Genomic DNA, 23,789 nt, shown 5'->3' on the forward strand with positions numbered 1-23,789 from the left:
GAGGATAGGCCCAGCAGCCGATCGGCGGATCTACCGACCACCCGACACCCCCGACCACATTGGTGACGACTCGTCAGTACCTGAGAATATTCCTTCGGTCTCGTGTGCCGCTGCCCACAGCCGGGCATACGGTCCCGCGGCCGCGAGTAGTTCGACGTGCGCACCGAATTCCACGATTTTTCCGTGGTCGACCACGGCGATCTGGTCTGCGCGCGCGGCGGTGCCGAGCCGGTGCGCGACGATCACCGTGGTGCGGTTTCGACTCAGCGATCGGCTCGCTGCCAGCACCGATGCCTCGGCTTCCGGATCGAGCGTCGCGGTGGCCTCGTCGAGCAGCAGCAGATCAGGGGCCACCAGTTCGGCGCGGGCGAGCGCGATCAGTTGACGCTGTCCCGCCGAAAGTCCGCGGCCGCGCTCGCCGACCGGCTGGCCCATCCCGAGCGGCAGGGCGGCGATCATGTCGGTCGCGCCGACCGCGGCGGCGGCTGCGTCGATCTCCGCGGGGGTCGCGGACGGTTTTCCGAAGGCGATGTTGCTTGCCACGTTGCCGGTGAACAGGTGCGCTTCCTGCGGGACGATGCCGAGGCGGGCGCGGTAATCGGCGAGGCGGTAGTCGCGGATATCGACACCGTCCACGCGGATCGCGCCAGGTCGGACGGGGTCGGCACCGTTCTGTTCGGCCGCACCGGCACTGTCGCGCACGGCCGGGACCGCTCTGTTCTTCGTTGCGACAGCACCGCCGGCGGGTCCGGATCCGCCCGATGTCGAGACTTCCACCACATCGGAATCCGGCACAGCACCGTCTGTGCCGTTCGACACATCACCGGGCAGGTCATACAGACGTGCCAACAACTTGACGACGGTCGACTTGCCCGCGCCGGTCGGCCCGACCAGGGCGAGGGTGGAACCCGGCGGGATCCGCAGCGACACACCGTCCAGAGCCGGAACCGGACTGCCCGCGTACCGGAATCGGACGTCATCGAAGGCGACGTCGCCGCGTAACCCCGCCTCGATCGGCGCCGGGTCGGCCGGATCGGCGGTGATCGACGAAGGCGTGCGCAGCAACTCACCTATCCGGCGCAGGCCGACCCGGGCCTGCTGGTACCCGTCGAACACCTGGGACAGCTGCATGATCGGCCCGAACAACAGCTGCAGATACAGCACGAACGCGATCAGCGTTCCGGCGCTGGTGGCATCGGCGGCGACCTCGCGCGCCCCGACGAATACCACCGCGGCCAGCGCCAGATCCGCCCATCCGACGACGAACGCGAAATAGAGTGCGATGGCCCGTTGCGCCCGCATCCGGCTGTCGCGGTAGCGCTGCGAGTACTCGGCGAAGCGGCGGGCCGCACGTGGCTCGTGCCGGTTGGCCTGCACCGCACGCAATCCAGAGACGTTCTCCTGGAAATCGGCGTTGACTGCCGATACGTGCTCCCGCGACACCGTGTACGCGGTGGACGACACCCGTCGGAACAGTGCCGTGGCGAAGATCAGAACGGGCAGCGTCACCAGCACCACGAGCGCCAGCGAGACATCGATCACCAGCAGCGCGACCGCGATGCCCACCAGCGTCAGCACTCCGACCAGGGCGCTGGCCACCCCGGTCTGCAGGAATGTCGACAGGGCATCGACGTCGGTGGTCATCCTGGTCATGATCCGGCCGGAGAGTTCACGTTCGTAATAGTCCAGCCCTAGTCGTTGCAAGTGCGCGAAGCTGCGCACCCGCAGGGTGAACAGCACCCGCTCCCCGGTGCGCGCGGTCAGCACCGTGGTCGCCGCACCGACCGCCCATCCGGTGGCGGCCAGGGCGACCCCGAACAGGGTGGTGTGCACGAGCACCTCGGCGTGATCGCCGAGCACGCCGTCATCGATCGCGTAGCGCACCAGCGGCGGGAACGCGATGCCGATCAGCGCGTCCGCCGCCAGCAGCGCCATCACCGTCAGCACCAGCAGGCGGACCGGGCGCAGCATGCGGGTAAGCCGGAACAACGGATCGGGCGCGCGCAAGCGCTGTGCGTCCAGCTCCGGTTGCTCGGTGGCGGGTGGCAGGCGCTCGATGGCGCGGCGCAACTCGGGCGTCTCGCTCAGGTCTGCCGCCGCGCCCGCGAAAGCGCCGCCGCCGGGACGCGCGGATGGTGCCCGCCCGGTCCGGATTCCGGCAGCCCCGGTGTCCGGTGCGGCGGCGACGTGCCCGGTGGGTGCGGGCAGCCGGACGACGCGGTCAGCGTGCGCGAGAGTTGATTCCCGGTGCGCCAGGATGAGCGTGGTCCGTTCGCCGTCGTCGGGCAGCGCGTCGAAGATCGCGGCCTCGGTCACCGCGTCCACCGCGGAGGTGGCGTCGTCGAGTACCAGGATGCGCGGCCGCGCCAGCAATGCCCTGGCCAGAGCGACCCGCTGCCGCTGTCCGCCGGAGAGGGTGAGGCCACGCTCGCCGACCACGGTGTCGTATCCGTCGGGCAGTTCGGTGATGAAGTCGTCGGCGGCGGCTTGTGCCGCTGCCTGCCTGATCTCCTCGTCGGTGGCCTCCGGTCGCCCCAGCGCGATGTTGGCGGCGATGGTGTCGGAGAACAGGAAGGGGTCATCGAAGACGACACCGATCGCAGCGCGCAGGTCGGCGGCGCGGACGTCGGCGATGTCGACACCGAGCGCATCGCCTGTGCGTGACTGTTCGAGGCTGGAGTGGTCCGCTCCATTGTCGCGTTGTGCCTGCGACACGGCATAGTTGGACCACAATCGGATGCTGCCGGAATTCGGTGCGTAGAACCGGGGAAGCAGCAGGGCGAGCGTGGACTTGCCCGAGCCTGCCGGTCCGATGATCGCCACCGTCTCGCCGGGCCGCACCCGCAGATCCAACTCGCGCAGAATGGGCTGATCGGCGTCGAAGCCGAAGGTGAGTGCGTCGATTTCGATGCCGAGCGGTCCGTCCGGCAGCACGACCGGATGTTCCGGATCGGCGAGATCGGGCGCCGCGTCGATCACCTGAAAAACTCGCTCGGCCGCGGCCCTGGTCAGCTGGGCCATCACGATCACCGACGACAGGATGCGCGCGGTACCGGTCATGGTGGCGACGTAGGCGGCGAACGCGACGAAGGTACCGATCCCGATCATCCCGTGCAGCGCGAGCAGACCTCCGAGCGCGATCACCGCGACCATGCCGACCTGCGGAATCGCCGCGACGGTCGGCGCGAAAGCGGCGTCGATCCGCGCGGCGCGCATCCGCTCGGCGAACAGCCGGCGGCCGAGCCGTTCCACCAGGTCGACCATCCGCGCTTCTTGCCCGAAGCCCTTGACCACCCGCACGCCGGTGACGGTCTCCTCCACGTGCTGCGCGAGGTCGGCGGCGCGCTGTTGCGCCGACCAGGTCGCCGCGTGCAACCGGGGGCGCATCCGGTAGACCACGACCGCGATCGCGGGAACCACCAGCAGCGCGACGGCCGCCAACGGCGGCGAGAGCCAGACCATGACCGCGGCGGCGAGCACGAACTCCAGCAACGCCATGCCCGACAGCGGGGCCATCGCCAGCAGACCCTGCACCAGCTGCAGATCGGTGATCGACCGCGATACCACCTGCCCGGTGCGGATGGTGTCCTGTCCGGTGCCGTCCAGCCGCTGCAACGACCCGAGGATGTCCAACCGCAACGTGTGTTGCACGTCCAACGACAGTCGGCCGGCCAGCATCCGGCGCCCGAACCCCGCCAGGGACCGGCCGATCGCCACCAGCACGATCAATCCCGCGACCGCGCCGATCGCGGCCGTGTCAGCGCTGCCCGCGGCGTCGACCGCTCGCTTGGTCAGCAGCGGCCCCGCGGTCTCGACCATCGCGCCGACCAGTACCGCCGTCGCGATCCCGCCCAGCACCCTGCCGTGTGGCCTGCATTCGGCCCACAGCCTCCGTATCCACCCCGGACCGGCGCCCCCGTTCACGTCTGGTGCTCACCCTCTTTGCCGTCATGCGCTACTCATCGACGGTACCGATACCCGTCGATGAGTAGCGCACGCCGTCTGCTCGGCGAGGATCACAGATCGCGGGTGCGCAGGCTCCACCAGCTCGCCGCACCGAAGCCGACGGTCCACAGCAGCAGGACCACTATGGCGGCCGGCGTGGGGGCGAGGAAATCGCTGTCGGGATAGGAGCCGACCGCCACCGTGCCGATGGTGGCCGAGACCGGCAGTAGGGTCACGCTCTCGGCCATGCCGATACCGCGCGCGATCAGCCACAACAGCGGCTCGGCGACGATGATTCCGCCGAGCAGCAACCACACCGCCGTGACGGACGAACGCAGCAGGATGCCGACGCTCGCGCCGATCAGTGACCAGCAGACCGCGGCGAGCAACCCGCCGCCGAGCACGGCGACCAACTCGGCGGTGAAGCCGAATTTGCCCCGGCCGATGCCGAGCAGGGGGACGAGAGCGACCAATTCCACCAGGAACGCCGTCGCCAAGGCGAAGCACCCGGTGACCAGAAACTTGGCTGCGGCGAGCCGATCACGATCGGCGCTGAACAGCGCGGTCACCGGCATGGTGTGATGCTGATATTCCCCGCCGCCGGCTACGGCGCCGAAGACCGCGGCCGCGAGCACGAGTACCGCGAGACCCACGTAGAGCCCGATCGTCGCGGCTCCGGTGGCCGGTTCGCCCTTGGGGTCCGCCGGGCCGGCCAGGCTCGCCGACCCGATACCGGCGATCAAGGCGATGCCGAGAATCGAGTAGCCGAGTACGCGGGTCGCCGGCAAGGTGAGGGTCTTGCGGACCTCGGCGTCGACATTCGGCAGGAGGTCTGGCGGAAGGCGGGGGATCATCGTGAGATTCCGTAGGGCATCGGCGACGGTTGTTGGTTGGCGACTCCGACGGGCGCGGGCGGACCCGGATACCGCGGTGCGGGAGCGGCGGTGGGTTTGGTCAACGACGCGAGTACCCGGTCGGGGTGGATCTGGTCGGGGATGATGCTGTCCAGCCGAACGTGCGCGGCAGCGGCCGCCGCCCTGATCTGTGGCTCGGTCGCCTCGGCCACGGCGAGCCGTCCATCGGTGCGAATCACCGCGTCGGTAAAGCCTCGAGCGGCAAGCATGGTCGCCAGTGCGATCGGCGACGACGCCGCAACGACCAGCCGATCCGGATGTCCGCGCCGCAGCCGCGCCGGGCTGCCCTCGTAGATCACGGTGCCCTCGTTCAATACGATCAGGCTGTCCGCCCCGGGGAGCACCGCCGCGAGGCTTTCGCTGGACAGTAGCGCGCTGCCGCCTCGTCGGCTGTGCTCGCGCAGAAAGTCTCGCAGCCAGGCACTTTCGGCGGTGTCGAGTCCGTTCATCGGCTCGTCGAGCACGAGCAACGCGGGATCGCCGAGCAGCGCGGTCGCCAGCGCGAGCCGGGTCTGCTGCCCGAGCGACATGGCGCCGATCTTCGTCGCGGCCGCCGCGCGCAGATCGACCATCTCCAGCACCTCGAGCACCCGGGCGGCCGCGACACTCGCCGCGGCCGCGTAGATGCGCAGATGATCTCGCGCCGTCCTGGCCGGATGCAGACCGCGCGGTGCGAGCACGCCACCGACAGCATGACCGGGCGCGGACCCGGCCGCCGTGGGTCCCGCGACCGAGGCGGTTCCGGAAGTAGCGGAGGTCAGGCCGAGCAGCACTCGCAGGATGGTGGTCTTGCCCGCGCCGGGCGGACCGACCAGAGCCGCCGTCGTGCCGAACGCCACGGTGAAACTCACGTTCTCCACGGCGGTCGTCACGTCGTACCGCTTGGTCAGGGCCCGGACCGAGAGTGCGAGCTGACGCGCTCCGCTCATCGCGGCGGGGCCGGAGGTTGTGGCTTCGTCGGATCGATCGCGGCGAGCGGATCGGCGTCGACGATGAGATGCCGGTCGGTGGACCACACCACCGGCGCGGGCCCGAAGGCCTTGCGCGCGTTGGTGATCGTCGCCTTGCCCAGTGCGCGGTTGCCCGCGCCTCCGATCACCGCGCCGATGCCCGCGGGCAGCACCTTGCCCGCCATGAGCGCCGCGCGCTTGGTGATGAACCGGATGATGAACCGCTTCAACAGCGAATCGTTCATGCTCGACAGGCCGGGAATCCGGTTCGCGAACACGGCGCCCCAGTTCTTCGCCGACGTGCCGACGCTCTTCTGCACGATCTCCATACCGCTCTCACCGAGCACGACGGCGAGCACCAGCGCCCTGCGCTGCTCCTGGTCCTCCGGCGAGATGCCGTGCACGGCCGCCACCGCGAGCGTGAACACCGCCGACGCTTCCATGAAGAACGTGGTCTCGGCGCTGACCGCCGCGATCGCCGCGATGGTGCCGACACCAGGCACGGCGGCCGTCGCGCCGACCGCGCTGCCGCTACCGGTCACCACGAGCAGGTACTGCTTCTCCAACCGCTCGATGACCTGCGCGGGGCTTTCGTCCGGATGGGAGCGCCGGATTCGGTCGACGTATCTGGCGACCGCGGGTGCCTGTAGGCGGGACCCGGTATCGAGCAGCTGAACCACCGTTTTCTCGAACGCGCCTTGGTACATCGGCGGCATCCTCCTCTTCCGGTCTGCTTGGAGAACTGTAGGGCACCGGTGGCCGTCAGCTCGTCAGTACAACGAACTACCCGGCCGGATCGGTTCCACTAGTCCGGACCGGATATCGCGGGTACGCGTTCGGTCGGCCGCGGTGGAGGTGGCGGGGTCCCGTCGCCGAACGGTCTGCCGCCGAGGGCTTCCCTCCCGTGCGGCGTCAGCCAGTTCGACAGGTCGGGTCCCTGCGGGACGATCCCGGTCGGGTTGATGTCGCGGTGCACGACGTAGTAGTGCGTCTTGATCTGCCCGAAGTCGATGGTGTCGCCGAAACCGGGAGTTTGGTAGAGGTCGCGCGCGTAGGCCCAGAGCACGGGCATCTCGGTCAGTCTGGAGCGGTTGCATTTGAAGTGCCCGTGGTACACCGGATCGAATCGAGCCAGCGTGGTGAACAGCCGCACGTCGGCCTCGGTGATCGTATCGCCGACCAGATAGCGTTGCGTGGCAAGGCGTTCCGACAGCCAGTCCAGCCGGTGGAAGAGACGGTCGTAGGCGGCGTCGTACGCGTCCTGCGCCCCGGCGAAACCGCAGCGGTAGACGCCATTGTTGACGTCGCGGAACACCGCGAGACTCACCTCGTCGATCTCCGCGCGCAGCGCCTCTGGGTACAGCTGCGGCGCACCGGGCCGGTGCAGGTCGGTCCACTCCGTGGCGAAGTCCAGGGTGATCTGTGCGTAGTCGTTGGTGACGACCTGCCCGGTCGGCACGTCCACGATCGCGGGCACCGTGATGCCGCGGGGGTACTCCGGGAACCGAGCCAGATACGCGTCACGCAGCCGGGGGATCCCGAGCACCGGGTCGACTCCGCCGGGATCCAGGTCGAAGGTCCAGCTGAGCTTGTCGTGGGTGGGGCCACACAGGCCGAGCGAGAGCACCTCTTCGAGTCCGAGCAGGCGGCGCACGATCAGCGTCCGGTTGGCCCACGGGCAGGCTCGCGCGGCGACCAGCCGGTAGCGCCCCGGTTCGACCGGATAGCCGTCGCGGCCATCGGCCGTGATCCGGGTGGTGATGTAGTTGGTGTCCCGTTCGAACTCGCCGGGTTCGACGTAGGAACCGCTTTCGCTGGCCGACTTGGTCACCAGAACAGTGTCGCAGATCGAGGTCCTAGGCTGGTCGGATGAGTGCACCGAAGGCGACGCTGCTGGAACACGAGATCACCAACAGTGGCGCGGAGGTGGCGACGTTGACCCTCGCCCATCCGCCGCTCAACCTGTTCGATCGGTCGATGCTGGACGCCCTGATCGCCGATATCGCCGAGTTGTCGGCCCGCCCGCCGCGCGCGGTCCTGCTGCGCGCGGAGGGCAAGGTGGTTTCCGGCGGTGTCGATGTGCACGTGTTCGACGGACTGACCGTCGAGCAGGGCGCCGAACTGTGGCGCACGCTGTTCGCGCAGATTATCCACCCGCTGGAGGCACTGCCGTGCCCCGTGGTGTTCGCTGCGCACGGGCTGACCTTGACCGCCGCGTTCGAGATCGCGCTCGCCTGCGACATCCTGCTCGCCGCGCCGAAGGCGAAGTTCGGTCTGGTGGAGACCGTGGTCGGGCTGACCCCGTCGATGGGCGGCCCGCAGCGCCTCGCCGAGCGGGCGGGCTCCGGTCGGGCGCGAGAATTCGTGCTGACCGGTGATCTGTACGACGCGGCGACCATGGCCGATTGGGGCGTGGTGAACGCCGTGCACGACGACGTCGACACGGCGGCGAGGGCCCTGACCCACCGGCTGGCTCAAGGCCCGACGATGGCGCACGCGGCGACCAAGAAAATCATCGAAGCATGGCGTTCCGGCGGTGTGGCGCACGCGGATTCGGTGACGCCGGAGGTGTCTGCCGGACTGTTCGCCACCGACGATCTGCGCGGTGCGGTACGCAGCTTCCTCGCGGTCGGTCCGGGGAAGGCCAGTTACTCCGGCCGGTGACAGGTAGGACACGTTCACCGCCTATTCCAGCGAAATTGTGACACCCGTCATATAGTCGCAGTGCCTGCTGACCCGAGGCACGCGGAGGACGAATGTCGCCATTGCTCGTCGAATATCCCCTGCCCCGTCCACATGTCTGGGACAACCCGCTGGCCAGGGGCGCCGATGGGGTGTTGCGCTACGGAAACCTCACGCCCGCGCTGACCGAGCTGCTGGATCTGCAAGTACACGCGTTCTCCATGCGCGAGGCGGTGGTGGAGGTCGGCGGTCCGCGCCTGACCTACCGCGAGTTGTGGCACTCCGCCTCCCGGATCGCGGGCGGTTTGCAAGAGCACGGGATCGGTTACGGCGACCGGGTCGCCATCCACATGCCCGCAGGCGCGCGCTGGGTGCAGTCCTTTCTCGGCGCGTTGCTCAGTGGCGCGGTGCCGGTGCTCGTGCACGATGGGCTGCCCGAGGCGGTCGCCAAGCGGGTGATCGCCGATAGCCGCGCTGATTTCGTGCTCGGACGCGCGTGCGGTGACGCCGAATTGCCCGACGGAGCGGCGTACATCGATGACGGTGCGGCACTGGGTGATCTGGCGTTGCTGTGCTACACCAGCGGAACCGCCACGCCCAAGGGTGTCGAGTTGACCAACGAGAACCTGCTGTCGGCTGTGCGTTCGATGGTCGCCACACTGGATCTGCCGACCGACGGGCTACGCAACCTGATGCTGTTGCCGCTGGCGCATGCCAGCGGCTGTGTCGATCAAATGCTGCCGACCTTCGCGGTCGGTGGCACCGTCGTGCTCGCCCGCGGTACCCGAGCGCTCGCCGAAGCCATTGCGTCCGAACGGATCGATATGGTCTCGGCGACCCCGCGGATCTTCGCGGGCCTGCTGCCCGAACTCGCCGAGTTGCGCGCCGATGGTTTGTGCACCGACGGCATCGCCCGGATCAGCAAGGCCGGTCACCGCTCGGAACGCGCCGCCGTACCGGCCACGTCCGCCGACCTCGCGGCGCAACTGCGCGGCATGTTCCCGAGTGCCCGCCAGTGGTCGGTCTGGGGCGCGACCGAGACCAGTGGCATCGGCCTCGCCGTGGACGACGCCGAGCGGTCGGCGGGCCGGTTGGACCCTGAAGTGGTACTCGGATTTCCCTTCGGTGGTACCGAATTGGCGCTGTGGGGCCCGAAGGCGACCGTGGGCCACGGCGAGTTGCTGTGCCGTGGACCGAATGTCACGCCGCGCTACTGGAACGACCCGACCACCACTGCCGCGCGGTTCACTGGAACCTGGTTCCACACCGGCGATCAGGTGACCATCGACGCCGACGGCCTGGTGCGCAGGGATGTGGTGAGCGCCGAATGATTTCGTCTCACTCCAGCATTCGCGTGCGCAGCCGAGCGAGTAGGTCGGCGCCGAATCCGATCGCGGACAGGTAGCCGTCGAGATCACCATGCAACTCGCGCATCGCGTCGCCCGCGATGTCGAGGTACTCCTCGCGCACGCCCAGCAGGTCTACCGAGATCTCCTCACCGGCAAGCAGTTTCGAGGTGATCAGCGAGCGAAGGGCCGGAATGGCTCCGTTGCTGAGTAGGTAGTCGGCCAGAATGTCGGCCTCGGTGACGCCGACGGCGCGCAGGATCGTGGCAACGGCCCAGCCGGTCCGGTCCTTGCCCGCGGCGCAGTGCACGAGCACGGCGCCCTCGTCACGCACGATGGACTCGGCGATGGCGACGATCGCGGCGTGCGCCTCGGGCAGCGCGGGAAACATTCGATAGACCTCGAGCATGTGGGTGTAGGCGGTCTGCGCGGTCGCTTCGTGTGGCGGTGCCTCGGCCATCCTGGAGTCGAACGGAGTGACGGCGAGCCGGATGCCCTCGGGCAGCCGGTCGGCGCCGAAGTGGTCGATCTCGTGGTGTCCGCGCAGGTCGTGCACGTGGTTGATGCGCAACTCGCGCAGGGCCGCATGGCCGTCGTCGTCCAGCCCGCTCAGTTGAGCCGAGCGCAGTAGCACGCTCGGGCGAACCTTGGCGCCGTCGACCGTGCGCAACCCGCCGGTGTCCCGGAAGTTGAACGTGCCGGAGAGGAAATACTGATCGGCGGGGGGCGAGACAGTCACGGATCCAGGTTATCGGCCTGATGGCGGAAAGGCGTGGTGGCACCGGATTGGGACAAGGCCCGATTTGAGTGATTCTAATGTGTGATCGATCACAGGATGCGGTGCGCTGACAGCCGGACCGTAGAGTGGTTGACGGTTTCTCATGGAGCCGGGCACGGCTGAGATCCACCGGCATGGCAGGAATTCCGCGCGCCGAGCGGTGCCCAGACGGGCATTCCGTTTGGGTAACAAAACATTCTTCTGGTCTGGAATTACCCACTGAAACTGTTCTCAAACCCCGAAAGCGCACTACCATTGGTGAGCGTTGGACCGGGCAGCCTGGGGGGTTTCCCGAGGTTGCCCGCCATGTTCAGCGAGTCGCGCCGACGTAGGTGCGTCGCGTTCTTTCCCTGAGGGAGTCGTCGTTGAGCGTACGTGGAGAAGTGGCAGGGGCACGGCTGCGGCCGACCATCTGCGAGGCGGTCGAAGGCGCGGCGGCCGGGCTCGATTACACCGGGGTCCGTGCGCTGCGGGTCCTACTGCACGCGGGGGTCAGTGCGTACTGGCCGTTGATTACGGCCGCCCCGACCAAGCACATCAAGGCATATGAGGCGACAGTGCACACGCTGAGCGCTCGCTGGGGTCTGCGAACCTCGTGTGCGAATGACCCGACCGCGTTGGCTGCGTACCAGGAGATGGACACCGAGGTCGGCGCGTTTCTGAAGTTGTGCGCCGCGCGATCGGCGACCCAGTGGATCGAACCGGTGGAGGCGATCGCCGCCTATGTCGTCTCACTGGTCCGGGGAGCCGTTCTGCGCTGGCTGGCCGACGGCAACGATGAAACCATGCTGGTTGTCATGGACGATCTCGTCTGTTGCTTGGCAACGAAGGCCGTCGAGTTGTAGCTTACCAGGGTTACTGGACGCCTGACCAGTTTGATGGTTGAGTGATGCTGGTGACCGAGACGTCGCCGATCGCGGGGCTGGACGCCGCCACCGCAGAACTCGAACCACCCTTGGCCGCCCTCGACTTGGCCGTGTTGCGCGCGAACGCCGCCGATCTGGTCCGCCGCGCCGGCGGCACACCGATTCGTATCGCCAGTAAGTCTGTGCGCTGCCGCGCCGTCCTCGCCGAAGTGCTCGGCGCCGATCTCACCGCCGCCGGCGGTTTCGCCGGCATCATGGCCTACTCCCTGCGCGAGGCTCTTTGGCTGGTGGGCCACGGGGCCCGCGACATCCTGCTCGGCTACCCCAGTGTGGATCGGGCGGCACTGGCCGAACTGGCTGCTGACGACATCCTGGTGCGGTCGATCACGCTGATGATCGACGATGTCGCCCACCTCGAGCTGATCCGCGCCGCCGTAGGCACCGACCGAGTGCACCCGCGCGTGTGCCTGGACGTGGACGCTTCTCTGCGGATCGGCCCGCTCCACCTCGGCGTGCGCCGTTCGCCGGTGCGCTCGCCGGATCAGGCCGCCGCGCTCGCGAGCGCGGCGGTGCGCCGCGGCTTCGAGGTGGTAGGCGTGATGACCTACGAGGCCCAGATCGCCGGGCTGTCCGACGCCAATGCCGCAGTGCGCCTTATGAAGCGGGCGTCGGCGGCGGAGATCGGCAAACGCCGTGGCGCGGTGCTCGACGCGGTCCGCTCGGTGGCCGGCAAGCTGGCGATCGTGAACAGCGGTGGCACCGGATCGATCGAGGTCAGCGTGGCCGATCCGGAAGTCACGGAGGTCACCGCGGGTTCCGGCCTGTACGTGCCGACGCTGTTCGACAGCTACCGCTCCTTCACCCCGCGGCCGGCCCTGTATTTCGCCACCTCCGTGCTGCGGCGACCAGCACCGAGCGTCGCCACGGTGTTCGCGGGTGGCTATATCGCCTCCGGTCCGGCCGGGCCGTCGCGGGTGCCCAAGCCGGTCTGGCCGAGCGGAGTGAAGTTGCTCGGCGCCGAGGGCGCCGGGGAGGTACAGACTCCGCTGTCCGGCGCCGCGCGGCTGCGCATCGGTGATCGGGTGTGGTTTCGGCACGCGAAGGCCGGTGAACTCTGTGAGCGATTCGACACGGTGCATCTGGTCGACACCGACGGTTCCCGCACTTCCGTGCCGACCTACCGCGGCGAAGGTGTCTGCTTCGGCTGACCGCCGCCCAGTCGCAGAAAGCCGGCCAGGTCGGCGACCTCGTCCGGTATGGCGGGCAGGTATTCGGTGAGCAGCGGCGAGCGGATGATGACCGCCTCCCACATGGCGCGGCACAGTGCCGCGAGGATCAGGCCGCGCGACAACAGGAACGGCATGCCGTAGGGGGCGTCGGCGGGGCTGGAGGTGGTCATCGAGAGCAACACTACGGCCGCTTCCCGGCCGCGGAACCGATCCGGCGTGCCCACCAGAACGTCTTCGATCTTCGCGCGGGCCAGCAAGGTTTGGATCTGCCCGACCTGTGCGGCGTAGGGCGCCACCACGAAGATGTCGTGTGGGTGCAGCTTGCGGGTCGTCGTACCGATCGTCCACGACATGCCGAGCAACGTGCGGACCCGCCGCACCACCTCGCGTGCCTCGGCCACCGATTCGGTGGAGTTGCCGTGATGGTCGACGAGGACGGTGCGCACGCCGGGTTCCTCGCCGTCGAGTTGCCGTGCGAGCGTGATTGTTTCGTTGGCGCGCAGCCGGCCGTCGTAGTACAGCCGGGAGATTGGCTCGCACACCGCCGGATGCATGCGCCAGGTCCGGTCCAGGAAGTAGCCGCGGGCCGCGGGCAGGGTCTGGCGGCCCTCGGCCAGCCAGCCGAGTGCCGACTCGCCGACCGGGGCCGGGTGGGCGCTGCGCGCGGCCGAGAGGACGGGATCGCCGAGCAGCAGCAGGTTTCGCGCGCACGCCGCGACCGCGACGGCGTCGGCCAGCGGCAAGCGGCCGGCGTCGGCGACCACGAGCAGATCGAGGCACGCACGCGGCACTACGTCCTCGTTCGTGAAATCGGCCGGGGTGCCACCGACTACGCACCCGCTGATGGCGTTGGCCAGGAAGCGCGGATAGCGCTCGGCATCGATCACGGCCCATTCCGGAGCGAGGGCCGCGACATCCTTCTTGGCGACCAGTTCCGGAAGCACGCCGATCCGCACGATCGCGTCGAGCAGGTTCTCCACAGTCGAGTGTTCCTGTGCGACCACGCCGATCCGCCACTTGTGCCGGGTGACCAGCCGTTCGAGTACCCGGGCCACGGTCGAGGTCTTGCCGGTTCCAGATGGTCCCTGCACCGCGAGGTACGAGCGGTCGAGGTCGCGTACGGCGCGGGTGATCGCCGCGGCGTGATCGCCGTGCACCGGCGGAAGCCCGGCTGTGTCGCGCAGCCGGGGTGGGCGGCGCGCAAGAAGGTCGAAGACGGCCTCGCGCGGTATGTCCGGCAACGTCATGAGCAAGTGCTGCGCCGCGACTTCCACCGCCATCTCGGCGTTCTCGTCCCAGGCGGGCAGACCGGGCGCGATCGCGGTCGGCAGTTCTTCGTAAGGGTCGCAGCCGTCGGGTAGCCGTTCTTCCAGTCGGACGGTGTCGTCGAACTCCGCGTCCACCGAACAGCCGAGTACTGTCGCCGTCGCCGTCGCGCGTCGGCCGACGGCGGTGACCATACCGGCGGCCACCGGCCGCTCGTAGAAGGTGTAGACGGTGGTGCCAGGGGCCAGCGCGCTCGGCCCCGCAGCGCCGTTCCCGTTCGTCGCGATCCGACCGGTCAGCGTCAGGTATCGCCGCATCGTCGAACGGTCGGGGACGCGATGCCATTTGGTGTCGACCGTGCCCCACTCGGCGATCAGCACCCCGGGGGCATCGGCCCATTCGTCGACCGGATGGCTGAGTCGGTCGGCATGCGCCCACCACAACGGCTGCCGCTCGCGTCGATGGTAGCCGAGCGCGGCGGCCATCATGGCGGCGGCATGCAACGGATTATGCTGTGCCGCAGCATATTCCGTGAGCGCGGCCTCCAGTGACGATGGTCGGGACGGCGGCGCGGACTCTTCACCGGGGCCTGCTACGGCGCACCACGAGGTTGTCCGGTCCAGTGTCACCCCCCGCGGATCTATGCGCTGCTCGGCGGCGCGGTCGAGCAACCAGTCGCGCAGCCGCAACAGAGTGAGGCAATCACGTTCGGCGGCAGGCGAATGCGCCGCGTCGGGCAGCAGCCGCCGCACGCTGCGAAGTCGGTAGGACTGCTCGCCGACGATCATGGCACTGCGCACGATCGGATAGAGGTCGACGAGGACGCCGTCGCACAGGAGCTCGCCCACCATCTCCTCGCCGACGCCGTATCGCCCTGTGCAATGCTGCAGCGCCGTTCGGACGGCTGAGGTGTAGTGATAGATGTGCAAATCCGGATACATCCGCCGCCGCCGGACGAGATAGTCGAGCACCTGCTCGAGCGCCCGGCGCCGCCCGGCCGCCTCGCTGTCCGGCTCGCCTGCCACACCGAATGGACCGCGGAACGACAGATGCACGGTGCCCGGCCCACCCACCTCGACGATGAGTGGTCGCCGCCCGCCACCGGCGACGGTGAGCGAGAGATCACCGGGGGAGGCCGGCGGCAGCGCACCGAGGGCGATCGCGTCCACCAGGCTGTGCGTCGGCTGTCCCGAATCCTCACGTCGCAGTTGGATTTTCGCCTGACGTCGCAGAGCGGTCAGGGTGCGTTGCGACACGCCGGGCACGGTGATCTCGGTGACAGCCAGTCGATCGATGCTGCTCACGCCGGCGTCGCGGAGGCGGATGCGGGTCGCCGCCGGCATTCCTGCCACGAGCAGCAGATCGCGCGCGGCAGACAAGGCCGCGGTGCAGGTCGGGCAGCGGCCGCAAGCCGGATAGCGGGGATCGCCCCACTGCACCGGAAGCAGTTCGCCGAGTTTCTCGTCCAGAATGCGTTCCACGCGACGTCGGCGCGCGCGATACACGGGCAACAGCTCGCTCAGCGCGTGGGCGCTGCTATCCGCGCCCAGGTGCAGCCGCAGCAGCGGCGCGGTCAGCGCGCCGGCGCGGTCCAAGGCGTCGGCACAAGCGGCGAGTTCGATTGCGCCGCCGACCCGATCCGGCAGGGTGCGCGCGGTGCCGTGCACGGTGTAACGGACCCGATGATCCGCGCGCAGCAAGAAGTCGCAGGAGAAATCGAATCGCCCATCGAAGAACGTCGGATCGTAAATCGCCGGCGCGCCCGCGCGCAGCGCCGCGACGGTGTGCGTGTGCGCCGCGGTCAGTGTCGCTATCCATTCGGCAGGGTCCCCGACTGCGTCGGGTGGGCGTTTGACCTCCACCATCGCATCGCCGAACCGGTCGCGGTCGGCGATGCGGCGGCTCCGGTGTTCGTCGAATCCGCGCGACGATTCGGACAGGTGTTCCGCGGCACCGGGATCGACCTGGATGGTGCCCACTTCGGCGTCGAGGGCACGCAGCAGCGCGAATTCGCAGCGCGCCGCGCGCACCAAATCGACGGCGGTGCAGATGACACGATCACCGAACACGAACAAACGCGCCCCTCCTGTGTCTTCGCGGGACACCCGCTGCCAGCGTGCGCCTCATTACGCACGGACGGCAACACTGTAGCTAGCGCGTCTGACCTCGGCGAACCCTCCCCGGTTCAGGAGCGTGGCTTGCGCCGCTCCGGCCGTTTGACATGGTCGCGCTCCCGGCGCGGGCCCCGGGTGAACGAGCGGCTCTGCGGCGGGCCCTGGTCGAGTTGCAGCTGGATCAGCACACCACTGATCCTGGTGCGCCGCAATGCTTCCAGTGTTTCGGCGGGCAGTTGCGCGGGCAACTCCACCAGGCTGTGGTCGGGACGAATGCTGATATGCCCGAAATCGCTGCGCCGTAGGCCGCCCTCGTTGGCGATGGCGCCGACGATCGCGCCGGGCACCACACGATGCCGTTTGCCGACGCTGATCCGGTAGGTCGCCAGTTCTGCTCCGGTGGTGGGGTGGTGTGAAGGGCCGGCGTGGCGGTCGTCTTCGAAGCGACGCGCGGGCCGCTCACGCGGGGCTCGGTCGCGCTGCGGACGCTCGACCGGTTCCGGCTCGGGTTCCATGAAGAAGTTGTCGCCGTCGTAGGAACCGATTGCCAGCGCTGCCGCGATATCGACGAGCGGGATGTTGTGCTCGCGCTCGTAATCCTCGATCAGGGTGCGAAACAGTGCGACATTGGCCGCGGCGAGATTCTCGGTGATGGTATCGCCGAACTTGGCGACCCGCTGCGCGTTGACGTCCTCCACACTGGGCAGTTGCATCTCGGTCAGCGGGTGGCGGGTCGCCCGCTCGATCGACTTGAGCAGGTGCCGCTCGCGCGGCGCGACGAACAACAGTGCCTCGCCACTGCGCCCGGCCCGCCCGGTGCGGCCGATGCGATGCACGTAGGACTCGGTGTCATGTGGGATGTCGTAGTTGACCACGTGCGAGATGCGGTCCACGTCCAGCCCGCGTGCGGCGACATCGGTGGCGACCAGGATGTCCAGCGCACCGGACTTGAGCTGACCGATGGTGCGCTCGCGTTGGTTCTGCGCGATGTCGCCGTTGATCGCGGCGGCGGAAAAGCCCCTGGCGCGCAGCTTTTCGGCGAGTTCCTCGGTGGCCTGCTTGGTGCGCACGAAGATGATCATCGCCTCGAACGACTCGACCTCGAGGATCCTGGTGAGCGCGTCCAGCTTGCGCTGATGCGAGACCTGCACCCAACGCTGCGTGATGTTGGTGGCCGTCGAGGTCTTCGCCTTGACCGTGATCTCGACCGGATCGTGCAGATACTGCTTGGAGATCTTGCGGATCGCGGCGGGCATCGTCGCGGAGAACAACGCCACCTGCTTGTCCGACGGCGTGTCCGCGAGGATGCGTTCGACGTCCTCCTGGAAGCCCATTTTCAGCATCTCGTCGGCCTCGTCGAGCACCAGGTACTGCAACTGCGACAGGTCGAGCGTTCCCTTTTCCAGGTGATCGATCACGCGGCCCGGCGTGCCGACCACGACGTGCGCGCCACGGCGGAGGCCGGACAGCTGGACGCCGTAACTCTGGCCGCCGTAGATCGGCAGCACGTGCAGCCCCGGGATGTGCGCGGCGTAGCGGCCGAACGCCTCGGCGACCTGGATCGCCAGCTCGCGGGTCGGGGCGAGCACGAGAGCGCGGGGGTGTCGGCCGGAAGCCTCCAAGCCCATCAGGATCGGGATGGCGAAGGCGGCGGTCTTGCCGGTACCGGTCTGCGCCAGACCGACGACATCGGCGCCGGAGAGCAGCGGAGGAATCGTCGCAGCCTGGATGGGTGACGGCGACTCGTAGCCGACGTCCGCGATGGCCGCGAGGATACGGTCATCGATACCGAGGTCGGCGAAAGACGGGCCTTCGGTGTCCCTGTCGTTGTCGCCAGGAACGCTGTCGACCTGATTGGTGCTCATTGACCAGGAGTTTACTGCCTCCTGCTGGTCGTCCCGGCCACCGCCCCAATACGGTGAGACCTATGCAACTGGACACCTCGCTCGCGCATGAGAACCTGGCGCCGGATCAGCTGGACGTGGCGGTCGTCCAGTTCGCCCCCTCGACCGATCCGTCGGCCAACCTCGACGCGCTGCGCGGGTACGTGCGCACGGCCCGCGATCGTGGGGCGCGGGTGGTCGTCGCGCCGGAATACTCGATGTTTGCGGTGACGCGGCTCGATGAGCGGGTCGTAGCCGTCGCCGAACCGTTGACCGGCCCGTTCGTCACCGGCCTCGGGGCCATCGCGCGCGATTTCGGGGTGTTTCTGGTCGCTGGAACAGTGGAGGAGGTCGCCCCCGACGGCGACCGGATCCGCAACACCCTGGTCGTGCTCGGACCGGACGGCTCCCTCATCGAACGCTATCGGAAGGTGCATCTCTACGACGCCTTCGGACACCTGGAGTCCCACGTGGTCGAACCCGGCGCCATCGAGACGCCCGTCACATTCACCGTCGCGGGTGTGACATTCGGCATGCAGACCTGCTTCGATCTGCGCTTCCCCGAGGGCATCCGCCGGGTCGCCGCGGCGGGCGCGCAGGTGGTGCTGCTGCCCGCGCAGTGGATTCCCGGTCCGGCGAAAATCGACCAATGGACCACGCTCGTGCGAGCGCGCGCCATCGAGAACACCGTGTACCTCGCCGCCGCCGATCAGTCCGCCCCGCGTGGCGCGGGCGCCTCGATGATCGTCGGCCCGACCGGCGTGGTGCTCGCCGAACTCGGGGACGAGCCCGGTGTGCTCACCACCCGAATCGACCTCGCGCACCTGGCCGAGGTCCGTAGCGTCAATCCCAGTCTCGCGTTGCGTCGATTCGCGATCACCGAGCGTGCACCGGAGTAGCGTTCGAATGGATGATGTACACCGATCGGGCATCAGCCGGTCGCGCGTTGGGTGCGCGTTTGGAACACCTGCGAGACTCGAATCCGTTGGTGCTCGGCTTGCCGCGCGGCGGTGTCCCGGTCGCCGCCGCGGTGCGTGCGGTCATCGGGGGTGATCTGGACATCCTGTTGGTGCGCAAGCTCGGGGTGCCGTGGCAGCCGGAACTTGCGATGGGCGCCCTCGGCGAGGACGGGGTGCGGGTACTGAATCCGGATGTGCTGTCGCACACCGGGGTATCGCCGCAGCAGTTGGCGTCGATCGAAGATGACGAGCGCGCCGAGTTGGAGCGGCGCAAGCAGGTGCTGCGTGGCGCCACTGGAAGGATTCCGCTGCGAGGACGCACAGTGGTGATCGTGGACGACGGGATGGCGACCGGCGCCACCGTGGTGGTCGCCTGCCGGGTCGCGCGCCTGCATCAGCCCACCCGGATCGTGGCCGCGGTCCCGGTGTCTTCCGCGGAGGCGGTGCAGCGCGTCGCCGAGGACGCCGACGAGGTGGTCTGTCCGTGGGTGCCGAGGTCGCTCGGCGGTGTCGGCACCGCCTACCACGACTTCCATCAACTCGACGACGACGAGGTCACGGTGCTGCTGCGCTGAACGTGGCTCAGACCTCGGCGATCCCGGTGCGGTGGCGCTGTGCGAGTTCGGCGTAGAAGCCGGGGTTCTGCTGGATCCACAGCTGTGCGGGGGTGCCCTCGATCGGCCGCTTCACCTGCGCGGGTGATCCGGCCGCCAGCACACCATCGGGTATCTCGGTGCCGGGCTGAACCAGCGAGTGCGCGGCGATCATGGTGCCCGCGCCGATCTTGGCCAGGTCGAGCACCGTGGTGCCGTTGCCGACAATGGCCTCCGCGCCGACCGCGGCGCCGTGGAACACCACACTGTGCGCGATGGTCGCGCCTGGGCCGATCTCCATCGGTACGTCCGGCGGCACATGCAGGACCGCGTTGTCCTGAATGTTGGCGCGCTCTCGGATGGTGATCGGCGCCAGGTCGGCGCGCAGCACCGCGCCGTACCAGATCGAGGCCCCCGCCTCGACTCGCACGTCACCGATCAGGGTCGCGGTCGGCGCGATGAACGCCGTCGGATCGACCCGGGGTCGTTTGCCTTCGAATTCGTAGAGTGGCACTCGTACACCGTAAACGCTCGTCGCGCGCGATAGTTCGCGGCGGACGCCACGTGCGGGTCAGTGCTCGGCGTACGCCGAGCTGGTGCGTGCGGCCGCGGTAAGCATCGGACGCAGGTGTGCGGCGAACCGCTCGGCCGTCACCGCGACGATGTCGACATCGGCGCCGGTGCGCACCACATATCGCCCATCGCCGGCCACGTCGATCCAACACAGCACACCGAACGGGCGCGGCTCGCCCACTTCGTGGCGAGCGGAGACGACGATCTGGCCGATGCCCGCACGCGGCCGCTTCAGTAGGGTGCGGATTCTGGCCGCCGTCGAGGGCCCGGCGACCGGGACGGTCACCAGGTCGCGGCTGTCTTCGCCGACCTGAGTGCGGGGAGCGGTCAGGCGGGGGAGAGCACCCGGGGTGTTCTCCGGCAGCATCGAAACCAACCGTGCGGAAAGGCTTTTCGGAGTGCCGACGAACAGCCGCACCGCGTCGCCGCGGTCTGAGGTCTCGCCGGGACGCTGCGCCGCGACCACCGCGACATTCCCGGCGGCGCCACCGAGAATGCGTACCGGACGCACCGCCGGGCCGAGTTCTCGATCGGGGGTGCGCTCGCCTTCCTGGAGCGGCGTGCGAGGTTCGCCGTCCCGGTGTGGATCGGGGCCGTGTGTAACCGGCACCGGATCGCGCTGCCCATACACCTCGACGCGCAGGTCCGGATGCGCGAGGATCCGCAGCGCCGCCTCCAGATCCGCGTCCAGCACGCGATCACACCAGTGGTCGAGCGCGGGCAGTTGCGCAGCGCGTTCCGCGCTGTCGCGCGCGGACAGGCGGACGGCCAGCGGGTAGGGGATTCGATCTCCGTCGGTGCGTGACCAAGCCAGCGCGAACTGGTCCGGGGTCAGCGTCCAGTTCACTCGTACTCGGTCCAGTCGCCGACCACGGGCGGCGTCGTCGGATCGAGAGACCCGATGAGTTCGCCACCGTCATCGGACGGCTCGAGGTAGGTCGGGAGGTCGTCGAAGTCGAATTCGTCGTCCTCGTCGTGGTGCGCGGTCCGTGCGGTCATCGCGTTCGCGGCCACACTCTGCCCTGGTCTCGGAGTGTCCGCGGTGGTCAGCGCGCCACCCATCAGACCACCTATCGCGCCGGCACCGAGGCTGTTGACCGCGTCATTGCCCGGGGTTTCGGGGCGCCGCTCGTCGCGTTTGCGCTCCTGCTCCGACAGGGTTGGGCTACCGGTGCCCGCGGCGGTTGGGACGACGGTAGACGCGGCGGCCGTGGTCGTCGTCGGCGTGGGGCCGGTGCCGAGCGGGGGTGCGGCCAGAGCGGTGGCGGACGACGTCTCGGCGGTGGTCTGCGCGACGCGGGGCGGTGGGGGCGAGGCGTCGCCGGTGCCAGCGTCGGCGTCGGCGGCCGACGTGGCGGCGGCCGACGCCGACTCGCTGTCGGGTGTTCGGGCGGTGGGTGCCTTGGTTGTGGCAAGGCTTGCCGACTGCTCTGTCGTTTCGATCGGAATTCGCGGTAGGACGGATATTTTCGCGCCAGGACCGGTGGGCGTGCTCGACGGTGACTCGGGCTGGATTCCCTCGACCGTGTCGGGGAACGCGGGAACGTTGTCGCCGGTCTGGATGAATACGCCCGCGTAGATGTCGTTCATCGCACGCACGGCATCCTGACGTGCGTGCTCGCTCGCCTTCTGGCCGTCGACGTTGCTGGTTGCTTGATTCGGATCCAGCAGCGCCGCGGCCAGATCCGGCGCGACTGCGGACGGTTCGGCCACGGCGGCCCGCACGGCCTCCGCCGCGTCGCTCGCCTGGCCGAGGCGCTGCGCGACCACGGCGAGCACGTCGGCGAGGTCCTGGCCGCTCTGCTCGAACACGCCTACCACGGCGGCCGCGCTCGCCGCCGCGCCGCCGCGCCATCCGTCGGTGAGCGCGGCCCGAATCGCGATGTGCGCCTGCGAAACCGCGTCGGCGAGCTCGGCCGCGGAATCGGCCCAGCCCTGCCGGCCCGTCGCGAGTACGGCGGGTTCCAGCAGTTGGACCTTGGCGTGGATCTCCTCGTGGGTAAGACTATCGAAGATCTCGACGTTCGGAACGTAGGCGGGATCTGTGCGTCGGTGCGTGGCTCGCTCGAAAGCCCGCGGCATCTTACGCATGGGTCGCTCCGGTCCGGCCGATTCGGTCGACCGCCGCGGCGAGCGCGTGGTCGGCATGCTGGTAGGCGGTCGCCGCCGCGCGGAAGGTCTGGGCGAGTTCCCTGGCCGCCGTGGCGTATGCCAGCAGCCGAGCGATCGCGTCATCGGCCTTTCGCTCGAAACCGGCGCGCAGGGCGTCACCGGAAGCGAATCCGCCGAAGCCGGGTAACGAGGTTGCCGCGCTCAGGATATGGATCTGCGCCTCGACTCGGTCGGCGAGCTGCTCGTAGTGGCGCGCGCACCGTTCGGGCGCGCCGTCCGCGACGAGCAGACCATCGATCCACAGGGTCCCGTCCTCGACTGCTCGGTTCAGTGCGGCGACGTCGACACCCGGGGCCGTGACCTCGGCAAGCGGTTCCCCGCCGGACCCGTTTTCGTTCGTAGGCATCTGCGCCGTCCCCCTTCCTCGTCCGAACAGCGTGCTCGAGCGTGTCGACCCCTGAAGACACGCCGCGTCCAGTCGGTGCCGTCCGCACCGGCCCGCACATGTACCAGCTGTGCGCCAAGTCGTGCGGGGCTTCGGTGAACCTCCGCAATTCTAAGCAGAACCTTCACGTATGGATCCCTAATCGCCAGTGGGACCGTTGATTACCCGGCAGCGCAACGGTTTCAGCGGCGGAATCGAGGTTCGTCCCCCCGTGTCGACCCGTCCATCGCCGCCGCCATGATCGGTGCTTCGCGGCGGGCGCCGAGTACCGCGTCGACCCGAACATGCTCCTGCCCGCCGGGACACACTCAACCGGCGGCGGCGCGCACTCCCGTGACAACTTCGTGCATCCAGGTCGCGATGTTCGCGCCGACTCGCGCGTGCGCTGGCTCGTGCAGCAGGTCGTGCCCGGTGTCGGCATACTCCAGCAGATCTACGGACCGGTGGCGGCCGGCCCAGGCCCTGATCGCATCGACCGGTGCGCGTCGGTCCTCGACGCCGTGCACCGCGAGCACTGGAAGTGCGCGTGGCAGCGGAGTTCCCGGTGCGCCGGGCGCACCACCGCCGAGGGCCCGCTTCGGCACGCCGGACAGCACCAAACCGGCCACCGCGTGTGCGGGCAGGGCAGGCCGCAGTGGATAGTCTCGTTCCAGGGCGGGCGAATCGGTTGTCGCGCCCTGGGTATCCGGCACCGCGGCGCCGAGCATGCCCAGCGCGGTGACCGCGCCGAGCGAATGGCCCATCAGGATCAGCGGGCCTCGCGGCTGCGCCGCGCGGGCCAGATCCACCAGGCGCGACGCGTCGGCCACCAGTTCGACCAGGGTGCCCGGCTGGTTCGGATCACCTTCGCTCAACCCGTGTCCGGCGGTGTCCAACGCCCACATCTCGATGTCGACCGGCTTGATCACGCGGGCGAAGCGGTGATAATGGCCGCTGTGCTGGCCCATTCCGGGCAGTAGCACCACGGTCAGCAGAGGTTGTTCGATCGGCCACCGCCGATAGTGCATCCGGCCGCGCGCGCCGTCGAAAAATGGCATTCACCGATCTTGCCAAAGATCCTGCCGCTCAGGTGTGCCACACCTGCTCGGCAAAGAGCGCTACACTGCGCCGCAACTCCGCCCTCACCCCGCCGAG

Annotated in this window: 19 protein-coding genes; 6 read left to right on the top strand and 13 right to left on the bottom strand. The window is 68.9% G+C overall.

The window, feature by feature from the left end:
* Positions 1 to 30: 30 nt before the first annotated feature.
* From AB0C34_RS00165 to AB0C34_RS00185, 5 genes are all read right to left on the bottom strand, one after another.
* Entirely contained in the window at positions 31 to 3,924 is a 3,894-nt protein-coding gene (locus AB0C34_RS00165) for an ABC transporter ATP-binding protein (RefSeq protein ID WP_357065626.1), read from the bottom strand.
* 92 nt (positions 3,925 to 4,016) lie between these two features.
* Positions 4,017 to 4,799 (bottom strand): ABC transporter permease, encoded by a 783-nt coding sequence (locus tag AB0C34_RS00170; RefSeq protein ID WP_357065627.1) that lies wholly within the window; start codon positions 4,797 to 4,799, stop codon positions 4,017 to 4,019.
* Complete coding sequence (locus AB0C34_RS00175) at positions 4,796 to 5,788, bottom strand: ATP-binding cassette domain-containing protein (protein WP_357065630.1); 993 nt, start codon at positions 5,786 to 5,788, stop codon at positions 4,796 to 4,798. Before AB0C34_RS00175 ends, AB0C34_RS00170 begins: the two co-directional genes overlap by 4 nt.
* A complete protein-coding gene (locus tag AB0C34_RS00180) occupies positions 5,785 to 6,516 on the bottom strand; it encodes a hypothetical protein (RefSeq protein ID WP_357065632.1) in 732 nt (243 codons plus the stop codon). Before AB0C34_RS00180 ends, AB0C34_RS00175 begins: the two co-directional genes overlap by 4 nt.
* A 98-nt stretch (positions 6,517 to 6,614) precedes the next feature.
* Positions 6,615 to 7,640, bottom strand: coding sequence for a glutathione S-transferase C-terminal domain-containing protein (locus tag AB0C34_RS00185; RefSeq protein WP_357065635.1), 1,026 nt, complete (start codon positions 7,638 to 7,640; stop codon positions 6,615 to 6,617).
* 38 nt (positions 7,641 to 7,678) lie between these two features.
* On the opposite strand from AB0C34_RS00185, the gene AB0C34_RS00190 reads away from it, so the two are divergent.
* Together AB0C34_RS00190 and AB0C34_RS00195 are read left to right on the top strand one after the other, a co-directional pair.
* Positions 7,679 to 8,473: an enoyl-CoA hydratase/isomerase family protein gene (locus AB0C34_RS00190; protein WP_357065638.1), complete on the top strand. Its 795-nt coding sequence runs from the start codon at positions 7,679 to 7,681 to the stop codon at positions 8,471 to 8,473.
* Between the two features lie 92 nt (positions 8,474 to 8,565).
* Positions 8,566 to 9,822 carry an AMP-binding protein gene (locus tag AB0C34_RS00195; protein WP_357065640.1) on the top strand — a complete coding sequence of 419 codons (1,257 nt, stop codon included), beginning with the start codon at positions 8,566 to 8,568 and terminating at the stop codon, positions 9,820 to 9,822.
* 7 nt (positions 9,823 to 9,829) lie between these two features.
* On the opposite strand, the gene AB0C34_RS00200 is transcribed toward AB0C34_RS00195, so the two are convergent.
* Positions 9,830 to 10,576, bottom strand: a complete 747-nt coding sequence (locus AB0C34_RS00200; RefSeq protein ID WP_357065643.1) for a tyrosine-protein phosphatase — start codon at positions 10,574 to 10,576, stop codon at positions 9,830 to 9,832.
* 404 nt (positions 10,577 to 10,980) lie between these two features.
* Between AB0C34_RS00200 and AB0C34_RS00205 the strand changes: the two genes are divergently transcribed.
* Both AB0C34_RS00205 and AB0C34_RS00210 read left to right on the top strand, forming a co-directional pair.
* Complete coding sequence (locus AB0C34_RS00205; protein ID WP_357065646.1) at positions 10,981 to 11,460, top strand: TetR family transcriptional regulator; 480 nt, start codon at positions 10,981 to 10,983, stop codon at positions 11,458 to 11,460.
* 44 nt (positions 11,461 to 11,504) lie between these two features.
* Positions 11,505 to 12,689: an amino acid deaminase/aldolase gene (locus AB0C34_RS00210; RefSeq protein WP_357065649.1), complete on the top strand. Its 1,185-nt coding sequence runs from the start codon at positions 11,505 to 11,507 to the stop codon at positions 12,687 to 12,689.
* Here the strand turns inward: AB0C34_RS00210 and AB0C34_RS00215 are convergent.
* Positions 12,659 to 16,045 carry an AAA domain-containing protein gene (locus tag AB0C34_RS00215; RefSeq protein ID WP_357068360.1) on the bottom strand — a complete coding sequence of 1,129 codons (3,387 nt, stop codon included), beginning with the start codon at positions 16,043 to 16,045 and terminating at the stop codon, positions 12,659 to 12,661. The two genes, AB0C34_RS00210 and AB0C34_RS00215, sit on opposite strands and share 31 nt — an antisense overlap.
* 116 nt (positions 16,046 to 16,161) lie before the next feature.
* Positions 16,162 to 17,955, bottom strand: coding sequence for a DEAD/DEAH box helicase (locus AB0C34_RS00220; RefSeq protein WP_357065652.1), 1,794 nt, complete (start codon positions 17,953 to 17,955; stop codon positions 16,162 to 16,164).
* 62 nt (positions 17,956 to 18,017) lie between these two features.
* On the opposite strand from AB0C34_RS00220, the gene AB0C34_RS00225 reads away from it, so the two are divergent.
* A complete protein-coding gene (locus AB0C34_RS00225) occupies positions 18,018 to 18,872 on the top strand; it encodes a carbon-nitrogen hydrolase family protein (protein ID WP_357065654.1) in 855 nt (284 codons plus the stop codon).
* 11 nt (positions 18,873 to 18,883) lie between these two features.
* A complete protein-coding gene (locus tag AB0C34_RS00230) occupies positions 18,884 to 19,507 on the top strand; it encodes a phosphoribosyltransferase family protein (protein WP_357065656.1) in 624 nt (207 codons plus the stop codon).
* A 7-nt stretch (positions 19,508 to 19,514) separates the two neighbouring features.
* Here the strand turns inward: AB0C34_RS00230 and AB0C34_RS00235 are convergent, their stop codons facing one another.
* The 5 genes from AB0C34_RS00235 to AB0C34_RS00255 all read right to left on the bottom strand — a co-directional run bounded on the left by AB0C34_RS00235 (position 19,515) and on the right by AB0C34_RS00255 (position 23,692).
* Positions 19,515 to 20,039: a gamma carbonic anhydrase family protein gene (locus AB0C34_RS00235; protein WP_357065659.1), complete on the bottom strand. Its 525-nt coding sequence runs from the start codon at positions 20,037 to 20,039 to the stop codon at positions 19,515 to 19,517.
* 57 nt (positions 20,040 to 20,096) lie between these two features.
* Positions 20,097 to 20,945 carry an ESX secretion-associated protein EspG gene (locus tag AB0C34_RS00240; protein WP_357065662.1) on the bottom strand — a complete coding sequence of 283 codons (849 nt, stop codon included), beginning with the start codon at positions 20,943 to 20,945 and terminating at the stop codon, positions 20,097 to 20,099.
* Entirely contained in the window at positions 20,942 to 22,189 is a 1,248-nt protein-coding gene (locus AB0C34_RS00245; RefSeq protein ID WP_357065664.1) for a hypothetical protein, read from the bottom strand. The genes AB0C34_RS00240 and AB0C34_RS00245 overlap by 4 nt, the downstream gene beginning before the upstream one ends.
* The gene (locus AB0C34_RS00250) at positions 22,182 to 22,616 is read right to left on the bottom strand and encodes a hypothetical protein (protein ID WP_357065666.1); all 435 of its coding nucleotides are present in this window, start codon (positions 22,614 to 22,616) and stop codon (positions 22,182 to 22,184) included. Before AB0C34_RS00250 ends, AB0C34_RS00245 begins: the two co-directional genes overlap by 8 nt.
* 347 nt (positions 22,617 to 22,963) lie before the next feature.
* Positions 22,964 to 23,692, bottom strand: coding sequence for an alpha/beta fold hydrolase (locus AB0C34_RS00255; protein WP_357065669.1), 729 nt, complete (start codon positions 23,690 to 23,692; stop codon positions 22,964 to 22,966).
* Positions 23,693 to 23,789 lie beyond the last annotated feature (97 nt).

The organism is Nocardia sp. NPDC049220, assembly GCF_040647855.1.
Classification (GTDB): domain Bacteria; phylum Actinomycetota; class Actinomycetes; order Mycobacteriales; family Mycobacteriaceae; genus Nocardia.

Coding starts and splice junctions, on each gene's coding strand:
- AB0C34_RS00175 (WP_357065630.1), bottom strand. CDS start 5,788: ATGAGCGGAGCGCGTCAGCTCGCACTCTCGGTCCGGGCCCTGACCAAG.
- AB0C34_RS00190 (WP_357065638.1), top strand. CDS start 7,679: ATGAGTGCACCGAAGGCGACGCTGCTGGAACACGAGATCACCAACAGT.
- AB0C34_RS00225 (WP_357065654.1), top strand. CDS start 18,018: ATGCAACTGGACACCTCGCTCGCGCATGAGAACCTGGCGCCGGATCAG.
- AB0C34_RS00250 (WP_357065666.1), bottom strand. CDS start 22,616: ATGCCTACGAACGAAAACGGGTCCGGCGGGGAACCGCTTGCCGAGGTC.
- AB0C34_RS00195 (WP_357065640.1), top strand. CDS start 8,566: ATGTCGCCATTGCTCGTCGAATATCCCCTGCCCCGTCCACATGTCTGG.
- AB0C34_RS00210 (WP_357065649.1), top strand. CDS start 11,505: ATGCTGGTGACCGAGACGTCGCCGATCGCGGGGCTGGACGCCGCCACC.
- AB0C34_RS00170 (WP_357065627.1), bottom strand. CDS start 4,799: ATGATCCCCCGCCTTCCGCCAGACCTCCTGCCGAATGTCGACGCCGAG.
- AB0C34_RS00230 (WP_357065656.1), top strand. CDS start 18,884: ATGATGTACACCGATCGGGCATCAGCCGGTCGCGCGTTGGGTGCGCGT.
- AB0C34_RS00180 (WP_357065632.1), bottom strand. CDS start 6,516: ATGTACCAAGGCGCGTTCGAGAAAACGGTGGTTCAGCTGCTCGATACC.
- AB0C34_RS00220 (WP_357065652.1), bottom strand. CDS start 17,955: ATGAGCACCAATCAGGTCGACAGCGTTCCTGGCGACAACGACAGGGAC.
- AB0C34_RS00245 (WP_357065664.1), bottom strand. CDS start 22,189: ATGCGTAAGATGCCGCGGGCTTTCGAGCGAGCCACGCACCGACGCACA.
- AB0C34_RS00255 (WP_357065669.1), bottom strand. CDS start 23,692: ATGCCATTTTTCGACGGCGCGCGCGGCCGGATGCACTATCGGCGGTGG.